This window comes from Arthrobacter sp. LjRoot78 (assembly GCF_964254335.1).
GTDB lineage: Bacteria > Actinomycetota > Actinomycetes > Actinomycetales > Micrococcaceae > Arthrobacter.
Genome location: NZ_CAXUTG020000001.1, coordinates 3,736,812 through 3,755,098, shown reverse-complemented (window position 1 = coordinate 3,755,098; position 18,287 = coordinate 3,736,812). Strand labels below are relative to the sequence as shown.

General features: G+C 65.8%; 16 protein-coding genes and 1 tRNA gene. 9 read left to right on the top strand and 8 right to left on the bottom strand.

Features of this window, described 5'->3' with window-relative positions; all coding sequences use genetic code 11:
- Positions 1-114: 114 nt before the first annotated feature.
- From ACSQ1X_RS17455 to ACSQ1X_RS17435, 5 genes are all read left to right on the top strand, one after another.
- Positions 115-1,683, top strand: coding sequence for an NCS1 family nucleobase:cation symporter-1 (locus ACSQ1X_RS17455; protein ID WP_436058585.1), 1,569 nt, complete (start codon positions 115-117; stop codon positions 1,681-1,683).
- Between the two features lie 61 nt (positions 1,684-1,744).
- Complete coding sequence (locus ACSQ1X_RS17450) at positions 1,745-2,488, top strand: aspartate/glutamate racemase family protein (RefSeq protein WP_436058584.1); 744 nt, start codon at positions 1,745-1,747, stop codon at positions 2,486-2,488.
- Between the two features lie 42 nt (positions 2,489-2,530).
- Positions 2,531-3,310: an SDR family oxidoreductase gene (locus ACSQ1X_RS17445; protein ID WP_436058583.1), complete on the top strand. Its 780-nt coding sequence runs from the start codon at positions 2,531-2,533 to the stop codon at positions 3,308-3,310.
- Positions 3,311-3,529: 219 nt separating this feature from the next.
- Positions 3,530-5,038: a cation:dicarboxylate symporter family transporter gene (locus ACSQ1X_RS17440; protein ID WP_436058582.1), complete on the top strand. Its 1,509-nt coding sequence runs from the start codon at positions 3,530-3,532 to the stop codon at positions 5,036-5,038.
- Between the two features lie 125 nt (positions 5,039-5,163).
- Positions 5,164-5,814: a Pr6Pr family membrane protein gene (locus ACSQ1X_RS17435; RefSeq protein WP_436058581.1), complete on the top strand. Its 651-nt coding sequence runs from the start codon at positions 5,164-5,166 to the stop codon at positions 5,812-5,814.
- Here ACSQ1X_RS17435 and ACSQ1X_RS17430 read toward each other — a convergent pair whose 3' ends face one another.
- Genes ACSQ1X_RS17430 through ACSQ1X_RS17420 form a run of 3 tightly spaced genes read right to left on the bottom strand, consistent with a single transcriptional unit; the run spans position 5,815 to position 8,839 of the window.
- Complete coding sequence (locus ACSQ1X_RS17430) at positions 5,815-6,186, bottom strand: sterol carrier family protein (RefSeq protein ID WP_436058580.1); 372 nt, start codon at positions 6,184-6,186, stop codon at positions 5,815-5,817.
- A gap of 1 nt (position 6,187) precedes the next feature.
- Entirely contained in the window at positions 6,188-7,204 is a 1,017-nt protein-coding gene (locus ACSQ1X_RS17425) for an asparaginase (protein WP_055805045.1), read from the bottom strand.
- A gap of 57 nt (positions 7,205-7,261) precedes the next feature.
- Positions 7,262-8,839 carry a molybdopterin-dependent oxidoreductase gene (locus ACSQ1X_RS17420; RefSeq protein ID WP_436058579.1) on the bottom strand — a complete coding sequence of 526 codons (1,578 nt, stop codon included), beginning with the start codon at positions 8,837-8,839 and terminating at the stop codon, positions 7,262-7,264.
- A 91-nt stretch (positions 8,840-8,930) separates the two neighbouring features.
- Here ACSQ1X_RS17420 and purD point away from each other — a divergent pair, with 91 nt between their 5' ends.
- Entirely contained in the window at positions 8,931-10,247 is a 1,317-nt protein-coding gene (purD, locus tag ACSQ1X_RS17415; protein ID WP_436059365.1) for a phosphoribosylamine--glycine ligase, read from the top strand.
- Between the two features lies 1 nt (position 10,248).
- Complete coding sequence (locus ACSQ1X_RS17410) at positions 10,249-11,202, top strand: phosphoribosylaminoimidazolesuccinocarboxamide synthase (RefSeq protein ID WP_436058578.1); 954 nt, start codon at positions 10,249-10,251, stop codon at positions 11,200-11,202.
- On the opposite strand, the gene ACSQ1X_RS17405 is transcribed toward ACSQ1X_RS17410, so the two are convergent.
- On the bottom strand, positions 11,199-12,473 hold the full coding sequence (locus ACSQ1X_RS17405; RefSeq protein WP_028269883.1) for a helix-turn-helix domain-containing protein: 1,275 nt from the start codon (positions 12,471-12,473) through the stop codon (positions 11,199-11,201). The two genes, ACSQ1X_RS17410 and ACSQ1X_RS17405, sit on opposite strands and share 4 nt — an antisense overlap.
- A gap of 131 nt (positions 12,474-12,604) precedes the next feature.
- Here ACSQ1X_RS17405 and ACSQ1X_RS17400 point away from each other — a divergent pair, with 131 nt between their 5' ends.
- Together ACSQ1X_RS17400 and ACSQ1X_RS17395 are read left to right on the top strand one after the other, a co-directional pair.
- Positions 12,605-12,835 carry a hypothetical protein gene (locus tag ACSQ1X_RS17400; RefSeq protein ID WP_436058577.1) on the top strand — a complete coding sequence of 77 codons (231 nt, stop codon included), beginning with the start codon at positions 12,605-12,607 and terminating at the stop codon, positions 12,833-12,835.
- 99 nt (positions 12,836-12,934) lie between these two features.
- A complete protein-coding gene (locus ACSQ1X_RS17395; RefSeq protein WP_436058576.1) occupies positions 12,935-13,279 on the top strand; it encodes a hypothetical protein in 345 nt (114 codons plus the stop codon).
- Between the two features lie 69 nt (positions 13,280-13,348).
- Here ACSQ1X_RS17395 and ACSQ1X_RS17390 read toward each other — a convergent pair.
- The 4 genes from ACSQ1X_RS17390 to ACSQ1X_RS17375 form a co-directional block, all read right to left on the bottom strand.
- Positions 13,349-13,425: transfer RNA gene (locus tag ACSQ1X_RS17390), tRNA-Pro, on the bottom strand.
- An 82-nt stretch (positions 13,426-13,507) separates the two neighbouring features.
- Positions 13,508-15,340: an ABC transporter ATP-binding protein gene (locus ACSQ1X_RS17385; RefSeq protein WP_436058575.1), complete on the bottom strand. Its 1,833-nt coding sequence runs from the start codon at positions 15,338-15,340 to the stop codon at positions 13,508-13,510.
- Positions 15,337-17,154 carry an ABC transporter ATP-binding protein gene (locus tag ACSQ1X_RS17380; RefSeq protein ID WP_436058574.1) on the bottom strand — a complete coding sequence of 606 codons (1,818 nt, stop codon included), beginning with the start codon at positions 17,152-17,154 and terminating at the stop codon, positions 15,337-15,339. The genes ACSQ1X_RS17385 and ACSQ1X_RS17380 overlap by 4 nt, the downstream gene beginning before the upstream one ends.
- Before the next feature lie 186 nt (positions 17,155-17,340).
- A complete protein-coding gene (locus ACSQ1X_RS17375; RefSeq protein WP_436058573.1) occupies positions 17,341-18,285 on the bottom strand; it encodes a metallophosphoesterase in 945 nt (314 codons plus the stop codon).
- Positions 18,286-18,287: the final 2 nt, after the last annotated feature.

The following is an 18,287-nucleotide window of genomic DNA, read 5'->3' as shown; positions in this document are numbered from 1 at the left end:
GTGACGCAGGTCATAAAGTTATTCCACTCCACAAAACCAGTTTTCCATAATGTGGAACCAAGTTTCGGAAGCGCAGACTTCCGCCCCAACCCATCCCTAGAACTGGAGATCCAGATGCAGACGACCCCATCAGTCGGCGTCGAAACGGCTCCCGGCCCGACAGTGACGTCGGGCCAGCCGGTCCATCCTGCAACGGGCGTCGATGCCCTGTGCGAAGCCGCAAGTGCCGCGTCCGGGCGCACCATCAGTCCCAGCCTGTACAACATTGACCTTGCTCCAACAAAGCGCGAAGGCCGCCGCTGGACCAGCTACAGCATCTTTACCCTGTGGGCCAATGACGTCCACAGCCTCGGCAACTATGCCTTCGCCATCGGCCTCTTCGCACTGGGCCTCGGCGGCTGGCAGATCCTCCTTGCCCTTGGAGTCGGCGCAGTCCTGTTGTTCGCCCTCCTGAGCTTCTCCGGCTTCATGGGCGTCAAGACCGGCGTGCCGTTCCCCGTCATGAGCCGGATCAGCTTCGGTATCAGGGGAGCCCAGATCGCCAGCCTCCTGCGCGGCGCGGTGGCGGTTGCCTGGTTCGGCATCCAGACCTACCTGGCGTCGGTCGTGCTCCGCGTCATGCTCGTGGCCATGGTTCCTTCGCTGCATGAACTGGACACCAACTCGGTCCTCGGACTATCCACGCTGGGCTGGGCGGCCTTTGTGTTCCTCTGGATCGTCCAGCTGGTCATTGTCAGTTTCGGCATGGAGATGATCCGCAAATACGAAGCATTTGCCGGCCCCGTCATCCTGGTGACCATGGCGGCCATCGCCATCTGGATCTTCGTTGAAGCCGGCGGTTCCATCGCCTGGGCCTCGGACAACGCCCTCGAAGGCGCCGACATGTGGCGCACCATCTTCGCCGGCGGTGCCCTCTGGGTGGCCATCTACGGAACGTTCGTCCTGAACTTCTGCGACTTCACCCGGTCCGCCGTCTCCAAGAAGGCCGTGGTCCGAGGCAACTTCTGGGGAATTCCGATCAACATGCTTCTCTTCGGCGCCATCGTGGTGGTCATGGCCGGCGGCCAGTTCAAAATCAACGGCACTGTCATCCAGAGCCCGTCGGACATTGTCCAGACCATTCCGAACACGCTGTTCCTTGTCCTGGCCTGCCTTGCCCTGCTCATCCTGACCATCGCCGTGAACCTGATGGCCAACTTCGTGGCCCCGGTCTACGCACTGACCAACCTGTTCCCGAAGCACCTGAATTTCCGCAAGGCGGCCTGGGTCAGCGGCACCATCGGACTCATCATCCTGCCGTGGAACCTTTACAACAACCCGCTCGTGATCGTGTACTTCCTCGGCGGCCTAGGGGCATTGCTCGGCCCGCTGTTCGGCGTAGTCATGGCCGACTACTGGCTGCTGCGCCGAGGACGGGTCAATGTGCCGGAGCTTTACAGCGACGACCCCGCCGGAGCGTATTACTACACGAAAGGCTTCAACCCCCGGGCCATCATCGCCCTGGTCCCGGCAGCCGCCGTCGCGCTCCTGATAGCCTTCGTTCCGGCGCTCGAGGCAGCCGCCCCGTTTGCGTGGTTCTTCGCGGCCGGCATCGCCGCAGTGGTGTACTACTTCATTGCGGACCGCTCGCAGCGGCTGGAAGATGTCGACGGCGAAGCCATCGCCATCGCGAGCACCCACTGACACCCCGCCGCGGAAAAGTCCGGCACGGAAAAGTTCAGCACGGAAAACGGAAGAGACAGACATGCGCATTCTTGTCGCCAACGTAAATACAACGCAGTCCATGACCGACTCCATCGCGGCCCAGGCGCGGTCCGTCGCGGCGCCGGGCACCGAGATCGTCGGGATCACGCCGCGGTTCGGCGCGGACTCCTGCGAGGGAAACTTCGAAAGCTACCTCGCTGCGATCGCCGTCATGGACGCCGTGGTCAATTACCCGGAACCGTTCGACGCCGTTATCCAGGCCGGCTACGGCGAGCACGGACGGGAGGGGCTGCAGGAGCTCCTGGACGTCCCCGTCGTCGACATCACCGAGGCGGCAGCCTCCACGGCGATGTTCCTCGGACACAAGTATTCAGTGGTCACCACCCTTGACCGGGCGGTTCCGCTGATCGAGGACCGGCTGAAGCTGGCCGGCCTCGACGCCCGGTGCGCCTCCGTTCGGGCCAGCGGCATGGCGGTCCTGGAGCTGGAAGAGGAGCCGGAGCGGGCCGTGGAAGCGATCGTCGAGCAGGCGCTGGTTGCCGTCCGCGAGGACAAAGCCGAGGTCATTGTCCTGGGCTGCGGCGGCATGGCCGGACTGGACGAGGAGATCCGCCAGCGTGCCGGGGTTCCGGTGGTGGACGGAGTGGCGGCGGCCGTGACAATCGCGGAGTCCCTCGTGCGGCTGGGACTGTCCACGTCCAAAGTCCGGACTTACGCCACACCGCGGCCCAAGACAGTCATAGGCTGGCCCATAACGGCAGCGGAAGTGCCTGCCGCGCGGTAGCCCGGGCTTGGGCAGCCCGGCCCTCAACGCAAGGAGCGACGAATGACTGCAACCCACAGGCCCGTTCCACCCCACCGGCCGGGGCCGGTCGCCGTCGTGACCGGAGCAGGTTCCGGGATCGGCCGGGCGGTAGCGCGGCTCATGCTGGCCGAGGGGTACCGCGTGGTGCTTGCCGGCCGCCGCGAGGCTCCGCTGCTGGAGTCCGCTGCCGGCCACCGTCAGTCCCTGACGGTGCCGTGCGACGTGACAGTGCCCGACGACGTCGAGCGCCTTTTCGCTGCGGCCCGCCAGAAGTGGGGGAGAGTGGACGTCCTGTTCAACAACGCGGGCGTGTTCGGCCCGGCCGCGTCGGTGGACGAGATCAGCGTGGCCGACTGGGATGCGGTTGTGGCGGTGAACCTCAGCGGTTCCATGCTGTGCGCTGCCGCTGCGGTGCGGGCCATGAAAGCCCAGGAGCCGCAGGGCGGCCGGATCATCAACAACGGGTCGATTTCCGCTCATTCGCCGCGGCCCCGGACCGTGGCTTACACGGTGACCAAGCACGCCATGACAGGCCTGACCAAGAGCATCGATCTGGACGGCCGGGAGTTCGGCATCACATGCGGCCAAATCGACATCGGCAATACGGCCACGGACATCATGGGCACCATCGGCGTGGACTCCGGTGCCCTGCAGGCTGACGGCAGCCGCAGGGCGGAGCCCACGTTCCCGGTGCAGGACGCCGCACGTGCGGTGCTCCTGATGGCCGGCATGCCGCCGTCCGCCAGCGTCGGCTCGGTGGTGATCACCGCCGCGGGCATGCCATTCATCGGCCGCGGCTGACAGCCGAAGACTCCGCTAGATTCCGCCACGGAAGCGGACATCCGCACCTGCAATCCAGGGTGCGGACGTCCGCGGCCGTGGCTTTTTTCGTGCCCGCAGACCGTCATAGATTTCCGCATTGTGAAAACTGTATTTCCCCTTGCGGAATAATGTGAGCGGGGTTACTTTGGAAACAGACCCCGATCTCCGGGGCTGTTCCCGATTGATAGGTACAGATCAATGAAGATCCCAGATTCCGCGGCGCTGAAGGCGAGTTCGGCGCCGTCGAAGAAGAAGCCCCTGTATAGGTCGCTCTTCTTCCAAATTCTGATCGCCGTCGTGGCAGGTGTTCTTATCGGACATTTCTGGCCGGACCTCGGCTCGCAGCTGAGGCCTCTCGGTGATGGATTTATCCAGCTCATCAAGATGATCATCGCGCCGCTGATTTTCCTGGTGATCGTCACCGGCATTTCGGCCGTAGGCGACGTCAAGGCGGTCGGAAGGGTCGGAGTCAAAGCCCTTCTCTACTTCACCGCGGCCACGCTGTTCGCGCTGGTCTTCGGCCTGATCGTAGGCAACATCGTCCAGCCCGGTGCCGGGCTGAACATCGATCCGAGCACACTGTCCCAGGAGGCCCTGGACGCCAAGACCGGCCATGCCGTGCCCAAGGACGCCGCAGCCTTCATCCTGGACGTCATTCCCACCAGCGTCATCGGCGCCTTCGCGAACAACAGCCTCCTGCAGGTGCTGTTCTTCTCCGTGTTCTTCGGCGCGGCCATCGTCGTCATCGGACGCGAGCGCTGCATGCCGGTCATCAGCCTCATGGAGACCGTCCTGGAGCTCATCTTCAAGATCATGTCCTGGATCATGAAGGTGGCCCCGATCGGCGCTTTCGGCGCCATGGCGTTCATCATCGGCCAGTACGGACTCGACACCCTCAGTACCTATGCGTTGCTGATTGCCGCCTGCTACGGCGCGGCCGTCGTCTTCATTGGACTGCTCTTCCTCGTGGCCTGGGGCTTTGCCCGCGTTCCGCTCTGGCACTTCCTGAAGTACACCCGCGAGGAGTTCCTGCTGGCGCTCGGTACCGCCTCCACCGAGGCTGTGATGCCGCGCATCATGACCAAGCTGACCAATGCCGGCTGCTCACGCGCCACTACCGGCCTCGTGGTTCCCACCGGCTATTCGTTCAACCTCGACGGCGCCGCGATCTACCTGTCGATCTCGCTGCTCTTCCTGGCGCAGGCCTTCGGCCACCACCTGGACCTCGGCCAGCAGCTGGCCGCTCTCGGTGTCCTCCTCCTGACCTCCAAAGGCATGGCCGGAGTGCCCGGCTCCTCGTTCCTCGCTCTGTCGGCCACCGCTGCCGCCCTCGGGATCTTCCCGGTTGCCGGCGTGGCCCTGCTCCTGGGCGCGGACCGCCTCATGGATTCCATGCGCGTAGTGGTCAACCTGCTGGGCAACTGCGTGGCCACGTTCGTGGTCTCCAAATGGGAGGGCCAATTCGACCGCAGCGTCATGGTCCGTGCCTTCCGCGGCGAAATCACCAATCACGACTCGGCCATCATGCTCGGCGTCGAGGATGACTTCGAGGACCAGGAGCTTGCCCGGATCAGCGGCGGCGAAGCACCGTCGCCCAAGTTCCGGGGCGGTCCCAACCCCAAGGACATCCCCGGATTCCAAATGAGCCGTCCCGGCGGCCACTCAGGTCCGCCGGAGCGCAGTTCGGCCGCGATCAACCACGAATAGGGGCCGGCCGTACAACCGGAAACCCGCAAGAACCGCACCAAACGCAGCCCCGTCCCGGAAAACACCGGGGCGGGGCTGCGCGTTTTTCCCCGAACTTCCCCGCAGGCCTGGCCCAGGATCAACCCATGACGGCAAACAGGGGACGTGCACTATTCCGGTACTTCTTCGCGGCGCTGTGTCTGGCGGCGCTCGTGGGACAGTTCACGTACAACGTCCAGAACATCGCCAGCTACCGGCCGCTGAACTTCTTCAGCTTCTTCACGGTCGAGTCCAATATCATCGCCACGGCAACGTTCGGAATTGCCGGCTGGTACGCCTGGCAGGGGCGGACCGCCCGCTGGCTGCAGCTCCTGCGCGGCGCCGCCACCATGTACATGACCATCACCGGGATCACCTACAGCCTGCTGCTGAGCAACATCGAGGTGGACACGGCGGTTCCGTGGATCAACGTGGTGCTGCACTACACCATGCCCACAGTGATCGTGATCGACTGGCTCGTGGACCTGCCCCGGAAGCGGATCTCGCGGCGGGAGTCCCTCATCTGGCTGGTTTTCCCGCTTGCATACCTGGTATACAGCCTGCTGCGCGGCCCGTTCGCGGACTGGTACCCCTACCCGTTCCTTGATCCGCGGATTGACGGCTACGGCCACGTGGCCATCATGTCCCTGTTGATCGCGGTGATGGCGTTTGTGCTGGGCGTGGTGATCGCGCTGTCCACAAAGCTCCAGAGCACCGTCCCGCACCCGGCAGCCGAGCTCCCGGCCAAGGTCAACTAGCTACAGCGGGAGCAGCTCCGACAGGTCCGCCCGGAGCCCTGACGCGGATACTTTCCCGGACGCCACAGCGTCCGACCAGCTCAACCGGCCGGTGACCATCGCCAGCCAGGTGCCGGCGTCGCACTCAATCACGTTCGGGGGAGTCCCGCGCGTATGGCGGGGGCCCTCCACGCACTGCGTGACGCCGAACGGCGGAACGCGGACCTCTACGGAGTTGCCCGGCGCCCTCGCGGTGACCTCTTCCAGCGAGTAGCGCACCGCCGTCGCCGTCACGGCACGCGGAACGCCGGACGCCGGGACGCCGGCTGCCAGCCACGCGGCCAGGGCGGCGCGGCCTTCGTCGATATCGATGCGTCGTCGTGAAACGGCCATGTCAGTCCAACAGGGCCGAGACGGCGTGGCCCAGCCGGATCTTGCCCACGGGCCGTCCGCCGCCGAGCACGGGTTCCACCACTTTTTCCAGGACGCTGGAGACGCCCGGGATGTCCACGGCGCCGGAGGCGGCCAGCAGCGTGAGCCCCACCAGGGTGGTGGCGCGCAGGTTTCCGTCCAGGACCTTGATGGCCACGGAGACGCCCGTGGTGGTGGCCATGGCCAGCACACCTTCCGCGCCGATCTTGGCGATGATCTCCAGTTCGTCCATCACGATGGTGTTCGGCTCGCCCTTGCCCTGGACAGCCCACGGGTAGTCCAGCATGGAGGTGGCGATGGTGGCGGCGCGGGCATTGGAGTTCTTGTCCCCCGGAGCCTTGGCCAGCCGGGAGTAAGCGCGGGCCAGTCCGGTCAGCGAGATGGCTGCCACCGGAGCACCGCAGCCGTCGATGCCCAGGTGGGCGATCCGCTCCTCGGAGTACTCTTCGATCGCGGAACGGACGCGCTGCTGCAGCGGATGGTTGGGTTCAAGGTAGCTGTGGGTGTCCCAGCCGTTCTCCGTGCAGGCCCACAGGAACGCCGCATGTTTGCCCGAGCAGTTGAACGCGAGCTTGGACCTGCCCTGCTCGGACCGGATCAGCCAGTGGCGGGCGTTCTCGTCCTGCGGCCAGGCGGTGGGGCACTGCAGCTGCTCTTCCTTGACGCCGGCGGCCTTGAGCATCCCCTCCACCACATCCATGTGGTCCAGCGACCCGGTGTGGCTGGCACAGGCCAGGGCAACCTGGGCGCCGCGCAGCGGGACGCCGGCCTGCATGGCGGCGAGGGCCTGGAGCGGCTTCAGCGCAGAGCGGGCGTAGATAGGGGTGGTGATGTCGCCGAGCTGCGTGACTACCGTTCCGTCGGCGGCAAGAACCACGGCTGAGCCGATGTGCCGCGATTCAACGAAACCGCTTCGTTCCACGACTGCCAGTTCGACGGCGGACTCCACTGTGAATGTTGCATGCGGATTTTCTGGCATGGCTAAAGTCTATGGTGCCGGTGCTGGAAACCCGGGAAATCAGGGGCCATGGCCGGGCTATTGCACGGTCACCATGACCGACTGCCAGCCGGACGCGCCGTCGGGCACGGGATCGGCTCGCTTGTCCGTCTGTACCTCGCCGGTACCGTCGGTGGCGCGGGCCTTGATGTAGTGCGGCCCCGGGGTTGCATCCCACTCGAACGACCACTGTCGCCACGTCACCACGGACGCTTCCGTGGACAGCACGGCCTCGGTCCACGGCCCGTTGTCGATCTGCACTTCCACCTTGGTGATGCCGCGCGTCTGCGCCCAGGCGGTGCCGCCGATCGCCACCTTGCCGGCCGCGACCTGCGCGAAGGACTTGGGCACCTCCACCCGGGCCATGGTCTTGATGGGGCCGCGCTCGGACCAGCCCCGGTCCGTCCAGTACGCCTTGCTGTCCGCGAAGCGGGTGACTTCGAGGTCCACCACCCACTTGGTGGCAGAGACGAAGCCGTACAGGCCGGGGACCACCATGCGCACGGGGTAGCCGTGTTCCAGCGGCAGCGGCTCTCCGTTCATGCCGATCGCCAGCATGGCGTCCCGGTCGTCCCGCAGCACTTCGAGCGGCGTCGAGGCGCTGAAGCCGTCCTCGGAAGTGGACAGCACCATGTCGGCGCCCTCCGTGGGGCGGGCCATTTTGAGGACCTCGCGGAGGGGAAAGCCCAGCCACTTGGCGTTGCCGGCGAGGTTTCCGCCGACGGGATTGGACACGCAGGTGAGGGTCACGTGCGATTCGATCAGCTCGGCGTCGAGCAGGTCCTGGAACGTGAGCGTGACTTCCTGCTCCACCAGGCCGTGCACCCGGAGCTCCCAGTCCTGGGCGTTGATCTCCGGCACGCTCAAGGCGGTGTCGATCCGGTAGAACTCATTGTTGGGGGTGACCCACGGCGTGACGCCCGGGGCGGCTGACTGCACTCCGGCCGGGATGGCGGGGGCGGCCTTTGCCGGCGACGGGAGCTGCAGGGATTCACGGGCCTGGGCGACGTTGCTGCGTGCCGCGCTGAGGAGGCGGCCCCCGGTGGCCGCGATGGCAGCCGCCGCGGCAGTGATCCCGGTTGCGGCGAAGAAGGCGCGACGCGTCGTGGCCGGGCGTTCGGCGCCCTTGGCTGCCACATCCGCGGCCACACCGGGCCACTGGCGCATCCGCCACAGGCGCGTCATCAGCAGGCGCAGCACCACCAGCCCGGCGGCGGTGCCGATCAGCGAGGGGATGGCGTCCAACGGCTCCACGCTTGCCCGGGTCACCACACTGGCGACAATGACGGCGCCCATCAGCAGGACGCCGGCCACGCCCAGCGCCCACTTCCGGTACGCCACCGCACCCAGCACACAGGCCAGCAGGAAGATGGTGAGCCCCATGCCCGCGAACAGTGCAGCCTTGTCATTGGTGCCGAACGTCGCGATGGCAAAGTCCTTCAGCCACGGCGGCGTGAAGTCGATGAAAGTGGAGCCAAGGGCAATGATTGGCGTTGCCCGCGCCGTGAAGAACGCACCGATCAGTTCCGCAACGGAAAGTACGACGGCGGCCGCGGCCACGCCTGCCAGCGCGGCCAGCGCGGTGGGACCCTTGAGCCAGTTCGTGAGCTTCTTCATGCCGGTGGTTCGTAGCCGCCGGCGTTAAGGATTGACGGGGGCGGGTCACGGCTTAGGAGCGGACCGGGTGCACAAAGTACCCTTGGAGACTGTGAAGGTACTCGTCATTGGCCCTGGTGGCCGCGAACACGCCATTGTCCGCTCCCTGCTTGCAGACCCCAACGTTTCCGAAGTCCACGCGGCTCCGGGCAACGCGGGCATCGGCAAGCTGGTCCCCACCCACGCCATTGACGGCAATGATCCGGACGCCGTGGCTGCCCTGGCAACCAAGCTGGGTGTGGACCTCGTGGTGGTCGGGCCCGAGGCGCCCCTGGCCGCAGGGGTTTCCGACGCCGTCCGCGCCGCAGGAATCCCGGTCTTCGGACCCAGCAAAGCGGCCGCCCAGCTGGAGGCATCCAAGGCCTTTGCCAAGCAGGTCATGGCCGAGGCCGGAGTGCCCACCGCCATGGCGCGGGTTGCGAGCACCGCCGAGGAAGCCGCGGACGCACTGGACACCTTCGGCGCCCCCTACGTGGTCAAGGACGACGGCCTGGCCGCCGGCAAGGGCGTGGTGGTCACCAACAACCGGGACGAAGCCCTGGCCCACGCCCAGACCTGCTTCGACGCCGGGGGCTCCGTGGTGATCGAGGAGTTCCTGGACGGACCCGAGGTTTCCGTCTTCGTCCTGTGCGACGGCCGGAACACCGTCGCACTCTCCCCGGCGCAGGACTTCAAGCGCATTTTCGACAACGACGAAGGCCCCAACACTGGCGGCATGGGCGCCTACACCCCGCTGGAGTGGGCCCCGGAAGGCTTGGTCCAGGAAGTCATCGACCGCGTGGCGCAGCCCACGGTCAACGAGATGGCGCACCGCGGCACCCCCTTCGTCGGCGTGCTTTTCGTGGGCCTTGCCCTGACCTCGCGCGGTACCCGCGTCATCGAGTTCAACGTCCGCTTCGGCGATCCCGAAACCCAGGCCGTCCTGGCCCGGCTCAAGACTCCGCTGGGATCGCTGCTCCTGGCCGCGGCCAAGGGCGAACTGGACAAGGCGGAAGAGCTGCGCTGGTCCAAGGACACCGCCGTTGCCGTCGTCGTCGCCTCCGAGAACTACCCGGACACCCCGAGGACCGGCGACCGGATCCGCGGACTCAAGAAGGCTGACGAGCTGGAAGGCGTACACGTCATCCACGCGGGCACCAAGCTGGACGAGGAAGGCAAAGTAGTCTCCGCCGGCGGGCGCGTCCTTGCCGTGGTGGCGCTGGGAACCGACCTCGTAGAGGCCCGCGAACGGGCGTACGACGGCGTGGAACTGATCCAGCTTGAAGGCGGACAGTTCCGCACCGACATCGGGCGCAAGGCGGCGCGCGGCGAAATCAAGGTGGTATCCAGCGCCACCGGAACGCTGCCCGTGACGAAGGCGAAGGCATAGCATGACTGAGAATTCCCCCCTTGAGACGGCTCCCAAGGCCGGCCTGGACACCGAAACACTGGACCTCCCGGGCTGGCGGCACGTCTACTCCGGGAAGGTCCGGGACCTCTACGTTCCCGCTGACGATTCCCTCGTGGCGAAGTTCGGCCAGGAATGCGTCCTCGTGGTGGCCAGCGACCGCATCAGCGCCTACGACCATGTCCTGTCGAGCGAAATCCCGGACAAGGGCCGGATCCTCACCCAGCTGAGCCTGTGGTGGTTCGACCAGCTGGACGTGGAACACCACGTGCTGGCTTCCACCGTGGAGGACGGCGTTCCGGCAGCAGTCGAAGGCCGCGCCATGATCTGCAAGAAGCTGGACATGTTCCCGGTGGAATGCATCGCCCGCGGCTACCTCACCGGCTCCGGACTGCTGGAGTACCGGGAGTCCCGCACCGTGTGCAGCATTCCGCTGCCGGAGGGCCTGGTGGACGGTTCCCGCCTCGACGAAGCCATCTTCACGCCGTCAGCGAAGGCAGAGGTGGGGGAGCACGACGAAAACATCACCTATGACGCCGTGGTGGCACTGGTGGGCGAAGACGTCGCCGCCCGCCTCCGTGAGTTGACCCTGAAGATCTACACCAAGGCCGAGGAAATCGCCCGGGAGCGCGGCATCATCCTTGCCGACACCAAGGTTGAGTTTGGCTTTGACGTGTCGACCGGCGTCATCACCCTGGGCGACGAGGTCCTCACCCCGGACTCCTCGCGGTTCTGGGACGCGGCCACCTATGAGCCGGGTAAAGCCCAGCCGTCCTATGACAAACAGTATGTCCGTGACTGGCTGACGTCCGCCGAGTCCGGCTGGGACCGGGCTTCGGACGTGCCGCCGCCGGCACTCCCGGAGGACGTGGTGAGCCGCACGCGCGGCCGCTACGTCGAAGCGTACGAAAAGCTCACCGGGCGGAAGTTCGCCTAGCTGGCTTCTGCCGCGGCCTTGGCCGCGGCAGCGCGCCGCTGGGCGAGTTTGATCTCCAGTACGGCGTCCATGGCCTGCTGGACACGGTCGGAAGCACCGGCGGCACTGAATTCCTGCTGCGCTTCCTCGAGGAGCACCAGGGCTTCATCCGATTCCCCCGCGGCCTTGAGTGACTTCCCCAGCAGGAGTGAAACTTCGCCGGCCGTGTGACGGGCGAGGGCCTTCCGCTCGGCGTGGATCTCGCGCAGCTTCTCCACCGCGGCCGGGATGTCACCCGTGAGGTACAGCCAGCGCGCGCGGATGAAGGCCACCTCGAGCTGGTCGGTCTTGTTGCCGCCTACGATCGACAATGCCAGTTCGGCGCGCTCGATCGCGGACAGGGTCTCCGGTTCCACAATGCCGGAGGAGAGCCGGACGGCGGCGGAGGCCTTGTTGAAGCGTGCCCACAGCTCGATGTCGTTGGCCGGGGAGAGCAGTTTGGCGGCGCGCTCGTGGTACTTGATGCCCTCGGGGTAGTCGTGCCGCATAAAAGCCACGTTGCCGATCACCCAAGCCACCTCGCCTGCGAGCTGTGAGATGGATTGGTCGTCCATCTGGTCGTTCATGGCCTGGCAGTACGTCCAGGCTTCGTCCAGCCGGCCGCTCTCGGCCAGGGCGCCGATCAGCGCACGCAGGGCGCCGATGATCAGCGTGGAGCCCTTAGGCAGCTGCGAGCACAGTTCCACGGCCTTCTGGGCATGCTCGACGGCGGTGGCCAGCTGTCCCTGCCCGTGGCACACTGCGGCAAGCATCTGCCGGGCACGCACCCCGAGTCCGGCGGACTCGGTGGCCATGGGGTGCTCCAGGAGGTGCTGCATGATGTTCTGGCACTCCTGCAGCTGCCCCTGTTTCATCAGGCATTCCGCCTGCATGTAGGTCATGTTCCACCATGCGCTGGTGTTCTTGCCTTCGAGGGCAATCTGGGCGGCAGTGGCGGCGTGGGCCGCCGCGAGCGGGTAGTCCCGGAGGTCCCAGGCCTGCCGGGCATAGAGTCCGGCCAGGACATACTCGGCGTCGCTGACCGAGATGGGCTGGCTCCAGGCTTCCAACGCTTTGGGGGCCAGCTCCAGCCGGCGGGCTAACTCTTCTATAACATCGGCGGTTGGTTCACGCCGACCTGTTTCCAAGAGGGAGATGTAGCTGGGAGAATAGAGGTCCTTTCCCAGTTCTGCTTGCGTCAACCCACGTTCGAGTCGTTCGGCGCGGAGCTTCTCCCCGAATCCGTTCCCCACGGGTTTCCTCCTTATTCCGGACAGTCTTTATACCAAATGCTTGACAGTCTCTGTGGAAAACATTTTACAATGTATGTCAACAAGGGCAGTGCTGACTTTGTAACGAATCCGACTCGTATTGAGGAAACCTAATGTTGAAGAAGATTGCAGCCGCCGCCGCACTGGCTGGCGCACTGGCATTTTCAGCCGCAGCCCCCGCAGTGTTGTCTGCAGGTCCTACCGGCAATTGGGCGGATCAGCTGGGAAGCACCACCGCTATTGGCAACTGGCCCGATCCCATGCAGTTTGCCCAGGCCATCGGCAACTGGCCGGACCCCATGTCTCTCCCGGCATACATCGGCAACTGGCCGGACCCGATGTAGGCGGTTGACGTACTTCCCGCAAGGGAACACAAGCTCCGGGACATGCGCGAACCATGTCCCGGAGCTATTTTTTTGGCAAAACGACGCAAGGGGAGTGTCATGAACCGCAGGGAACCGAATGACTTGAAGCGCGCCCATGCCGCGTGGACCATCGCTGGGACCTCGCTGGTCGTCGCCGCCGTGGCGGGGTCGGCGATAATCGCCGTCGTGGGTGGAACGGCCGACGACGGAACCCTGGTGTGGGGGATTGTGGGCATTGCGTCGCTGCTGGAGGCGCTCGTGCTCTTTGCCTACGGGCTCCGGCTTAGGCACCGGTACGTGAACCAGGTCCAGACCTATGAAACGCGCGGAGACTACCGGGAGGACGACGGCTCCAACCGGCCACGGGTTCCACTGCTGGGCGACGGCCAGTCCAGCCAGCGATCCACGTTCGAGGGCCTCTGAGGCCACGGCCGGCAGCACCGTAGGAGCAACGCAAAGAGGGCCTTCCGAATGGAAGACCCTCTTTGCTTTTGGTCGGGATGACAGGATTTGAACCTGCGACCTCGTCGTCCCGAACGACGCGCGCTACCAAGCTGCGCCACATCCCGATCCGTTGCTTCAAAAGCAACTTCACAAGAGTATCCGATTCCGGCCCTCATGTGAAATCGGCGCCCGGAAGCCCCGCGGGAGCTACACCAGCGAGTCCTTCCACGCCCCGTGCAGCTCTGCGAATCGCCCGCCGCCGCCGATCAGTTCCTCCGGCGTACCATCCTCCACGACGCGTCCGTCGTGGACCACCAGGACGCGGTCGGCGGTCTCCACTGTGGAGAGCCGGTGGGCGATGATCAGGGCCGTGCGGCCGGCGTCGTGCCCTGCCACGCCCGCCAGCAGGCCGGCGAGCCCGCTCTGCACCAGACGCTCCGACGGGATGTCCAGCGAGGAGGTGGCTTCGTCGAGGATGAGTACTGCCGGGCGGGCCAGGAACGCCCGGGCAAAACTGATGAGCTGGCGCTGGCCGGCTGAGACGCGCCCGCCGCGCTTGTTGACGTCGGTGTCGAATCCCTGGGGCAGTTCCATGATGAAGTCGTGCGCGCCAACGGCCCGGGCAGCCTCTTCGATCTCCTCGCGGGAGGCTTCCGGACGGCCAAGTGCAATGTTGTCCGCCACGGAGCCGCTGAACAGGAAGGCTTCCTGCGTCACCATCACCACGTTCCGCCGCAGGTCCGGCGTGGTGAGGTTCCGCAGGTCCACCCCGTCCAGTGTCACCGACCCCTCGGTCACGTCGTAAAAGCGGGCGATCAGTTTCGCCAGCGTGGACTTGCCGGCACCGGTCTGGCCCACCAGGGCCACGATCTGCCCGGCCGGAATATGCAGGTCCAGCCGGGGGATGATGACGGGTCCGTCGCCGTACCGGAACTCCACGCCATTGAAGTCGATGGTGCCGCGGGCGTCGGGGAGCGCTATGGGGTTCTTCGGCGGCCGAACGGTGGGAACCTCCTCGAGCAGGCCGGAGACCTTCTCGAGGGCCGCCTGGGCGCTCTGGAAGGAGTTGTAGAACATGGCCATCTGGTCCACGGGCTGGAAGAACCGTTTGGTGGACAGGATCAGGGCCAGAAGCACGCCGACGGCGAGGTCCCCACCCAGCACACGGAAGCCGCCGAAAAGCAGCACCACCGCGACGCAGACGTTGCCGATCAGCACCAGCCCCGGCTGGAATACGCCGTTGAGGTTGATCGAGCGTACGGTCACCTTGCGGTAGTCCTCGGACAGTTCGCCGTAGCGCGCGGCGTTGTCGCGCTCCTTGCGGAAGGCCTTCACGGCCCGGATGCCCGTCATGGTTTCCACGAAGTGCACGATCAGCCGGGCTGACACCACCCGGGATTCGCGGAAGGCGATCTGGGAGTGCTTCTGGTACCAGCGGGCCAGGAAGTACATGGGAACGCCCGCGGCCAGCACGATGAGGCCGCTGCGCCAGTCCAGGGCGAACACCGTGATGGCGGTGAACACCATAAAGAGCATCCCCGAGGCCAGGGAGCTGACGCCGGAGTCCAGCAGTTCACGCAGTGCCTCAAGGTCGGAGGTCTGCCGGGCGATAATCCGCCCCGACGTGTACTTCTCGTGGAACTCAAGGCTGAGCCGCTGCGTATGCCGGAAGACGCGGACCCGCAGGTCCAGCAGCATCGCCTGGCTCAGCTTCGCCGTCGAGGTCACATACAGTGCCGTGAGGCCGGCCGTGGCAATCGCCGCGGCAAGATACGCGACGCCGGTGAGCACCAGCGGCACGTTGTCCCCGGCGCGGAGTGCCGGCATTGCATGGTCGATCCCGAAGGCGATCAGCGCCGGACCGGCCACCCGGGCGGCCTGGGAGAGGACCACCATGGTGATGGTGAGCCAGAACCTCAGCCGGACGGGACGGATCAGGGACCCCAGCAAGGCGAGCGACCGCCGTCGTACGGTTTTGCTTTCGCTTTTGCTCAGGTGGGCGTTGTCCTCGTTGGCGGTGCCGAAGGTAGCGGTGGTCATCGGGAAATCTCCTTGGACTCGTCCCTTAAATCTGAGAGGTCCGACAGTTCGGAATCCAGGTCCCGCGGTTCCGTTTCAAGGCTGGCGATCACGTAGCGGTAGTGCTCGTTGTGCGCCAGCAGTTCTGCGTGGGTCCCGACGGCGGCGATCCGGCCGTCCTCGAGCAGCGCCACCCGGTCCGCCAGTGCCACGGTGGAGGGCCGGTGGGCGACGATCAGTGTGGTGGTGTCGGCGAGCACCTCGCGCAGCCGGGCTTCGACGAGTTCCTCGGTGTTGACGTCCAGGGCGGACAGGGGATCATCCAGGACCAGCACCTTGGGCTTCGCGGCGATGGCGCGGGCCAGGGCGATGCGCTGGCGCTGCCCGCCGGACAGGCTGAGGCCTTCCTCACCGATCAGCGTGTCCAGGCCATCCGGAAGGGAGTAGGCGAAGTGGGCCTGGGCAACGTCCAGGGCTTCCTCCAGCGTTTCCTGGCTCCGCTCCTTTGCCCCCAGCAGCACATTGTCGCGGACGGAATTGGAGAACAGCGTGGTGTCTTCGAAGGCCACACCCACCACGGTGCGAAGTTGTTCCACGGAGAACTCGCGCAGGTCCACGCCGTCGATGGTGATGGAGCCGGCCGTGACGTCATAGAGCCGGGGGACCAGCTGGAGCAGCGCGCTCTTGCCGCTGCCGGTGATTCCCACGAGGGCCATGGTTTCGCCGGGGCGGATGTCCAGGCTGACGTCCTTGAGGATCGGTTTGTCCGGGGCGTCCTCGAAGGCGAACGTCGCCGCGTTGAAGCTGAGCGCGCCCTTGAGCAGGCCGGGTTCCCGGGGATGCTCCGGGCTGGTGATGGTGTTGGCGGCGTCCATGACCTCGAAGTGCCGGTCGATGGCCGTCTTGGCGGTCAGCGCCATGGCCAGGAGCATGCCGCTGAATTCCACGGGCGCGGCCACCACGGCTGCGGTGGCGAAGAAGGCCACGAGCGAACCGATGCTCAGCTGGCCGTCCGCAGCCAGCATGATGCCCACCACCAACCCGGCGCCGAGGGCGAGCTCGGGGAGGAGGGTGACCACCATGCTGAAGGTGGCCTGGTGCTTCGCCTTGGCGATCTCGGTCTGGCGGAGTTCCTCGGCCTGTTCGTTGAAGTTCTCCAGGGCTTCGCGGCTGCGGCCGAACGCTTTGAGCACGCGGATGCCGTGCACCGATTCCTCGACCGTGGTGGCGAGGTCGCCGGCCTGGTCCTGGCTGCGTCGGGCCACCTTGCTGAAGCGGGTCCTGAACCGGAAGCCGTAGATCATGATGGGCGCGGCCGCGGCCAGGAATATCAGTGCCAGCTGCCAGCTCATGGCAAACATCACGACGACGCCGATCACCACCGTCAGGGTGGTCACCACCAGCATGATGGCACCGAACGCCATCCAGCGGCGCAGGAAGTTCAGGTCCGTCATGGCCCTGGAGAGCAGCTGACCGGATCCCCAGCGGTCATGGAAGGAGACCGTCAGGTCCTGCAGGTGCCCGTAGAGGGACACGCGCATCCGCGTTTCCACGGTGGTTGCGGGGTTGATGACGAACTGGCGGCGGAGGGCAACCAGCCCGGCTTCGGCGATGCCCAGGCCCAGGATGATCAGGGAGGCGACCCACACAGCGTCCGTGGCGCCTCCCGGCCGGAGCGAGTCATTGATGAGTACCCGCAGGACCTGGGGGATGGCCAGCGCCACGATACTGGCGAAGAGTGCGCACAAAAGTCCCATCACAAGCCGGGGGATGATCGGCTTCACATGGGGATAGAGACGGCTGATTGACGTGAAGAATGGAGTCTGCTTGGCCATGCCCGCTTCTTAAAGCTCAACTGCGAATGTAGTTTCCTTTAGCAACTACCCTATGCCATCGAGTGATACGGTTCACAGGATTCGGGGCCGCTCGGAAAGCTTTCCCAGTCATTGCGCTCCGCAATGGCCCGGCCGGTGGTTGAGCTTGTCGAAACCGGGATCTCGACGGACTCGATCACCGGTGAGTCAGCCAGAGGTCAGCGTCAGCAGCACGGCTTCGGGCCGGCAGGCGATGCGAACCGGTGCGAAGCGCGAGGTGCCGATCCCGCCGGAGACGTTGACCGGCGTCGAGCTTCCGTTTTTTTCCCAGTTGTTGAGTCCCTTGGCGCGCCACGTGGGGAGGTCGCAGTTGGCCACCAGTGCGCCGTACCCGGGCAGGCAGATCTGGCCGCCGTGCGTATGGCCGGCCAGGAGGAGGTCCGCGGCGTCCTCGGTGAAGTGGTCCAGCACGCGCTGGTAAGGGGCGTGGATGACTGCCACGCGGAGGTGGGGGGTCCTGTCCTGGCCCTTGGTTCCGCGGGGCCAGCCGGCGTACTTCTCCAGGCCCAGGTGGGGATCGTCGACGCCGGAGAAATCGAAGCGCAGGCCGTTCAGCACTACGGACTGATGGCGGTTGGTTAAATCCACCCAGCCGGACATTCCGAAGTAGGAGCGCAGCCTGGGCCAGTCGAGTTCCACGGGTTTCTTCTGGGCTTTCGACGGGCCTAGGAAGTAGGAGGCCGGATTCTTGATGGTGGGCGCGAAGTAGTCGTTGGAGCCGGGCACAAAGACGCCGGGGTATTCCAGGAGGGGAGCCAGCGCCTTCAGGAGCGGGTCGATCGCCTTGGTATGGCTGAGGTTGTCCCCAGTGTTCACCACCAGGTCCGGTTCCAGTTCCGCGAGCGAGGACAGCCACTGGGCCTTCCGGTTCTGTCCCGGGACGAAGTGGATGTCACTCAGGTGAAGGATCCGGAACGGACCGAAACCGGCCGGAAGGATCGGCAGGGTTTCTTCGCGCAGGACGAACTGGTTCTTTTCCCACAGCCCGTACCCCGTCGCTGCCATGCCGGCTGCGGCGCCCGCCGCTGCGGTTACGGCAAAGCCGCGCCCGATGCTCCGGGCGCGGCTTGCCAGCGTTGCTTTGTCCCCCATCG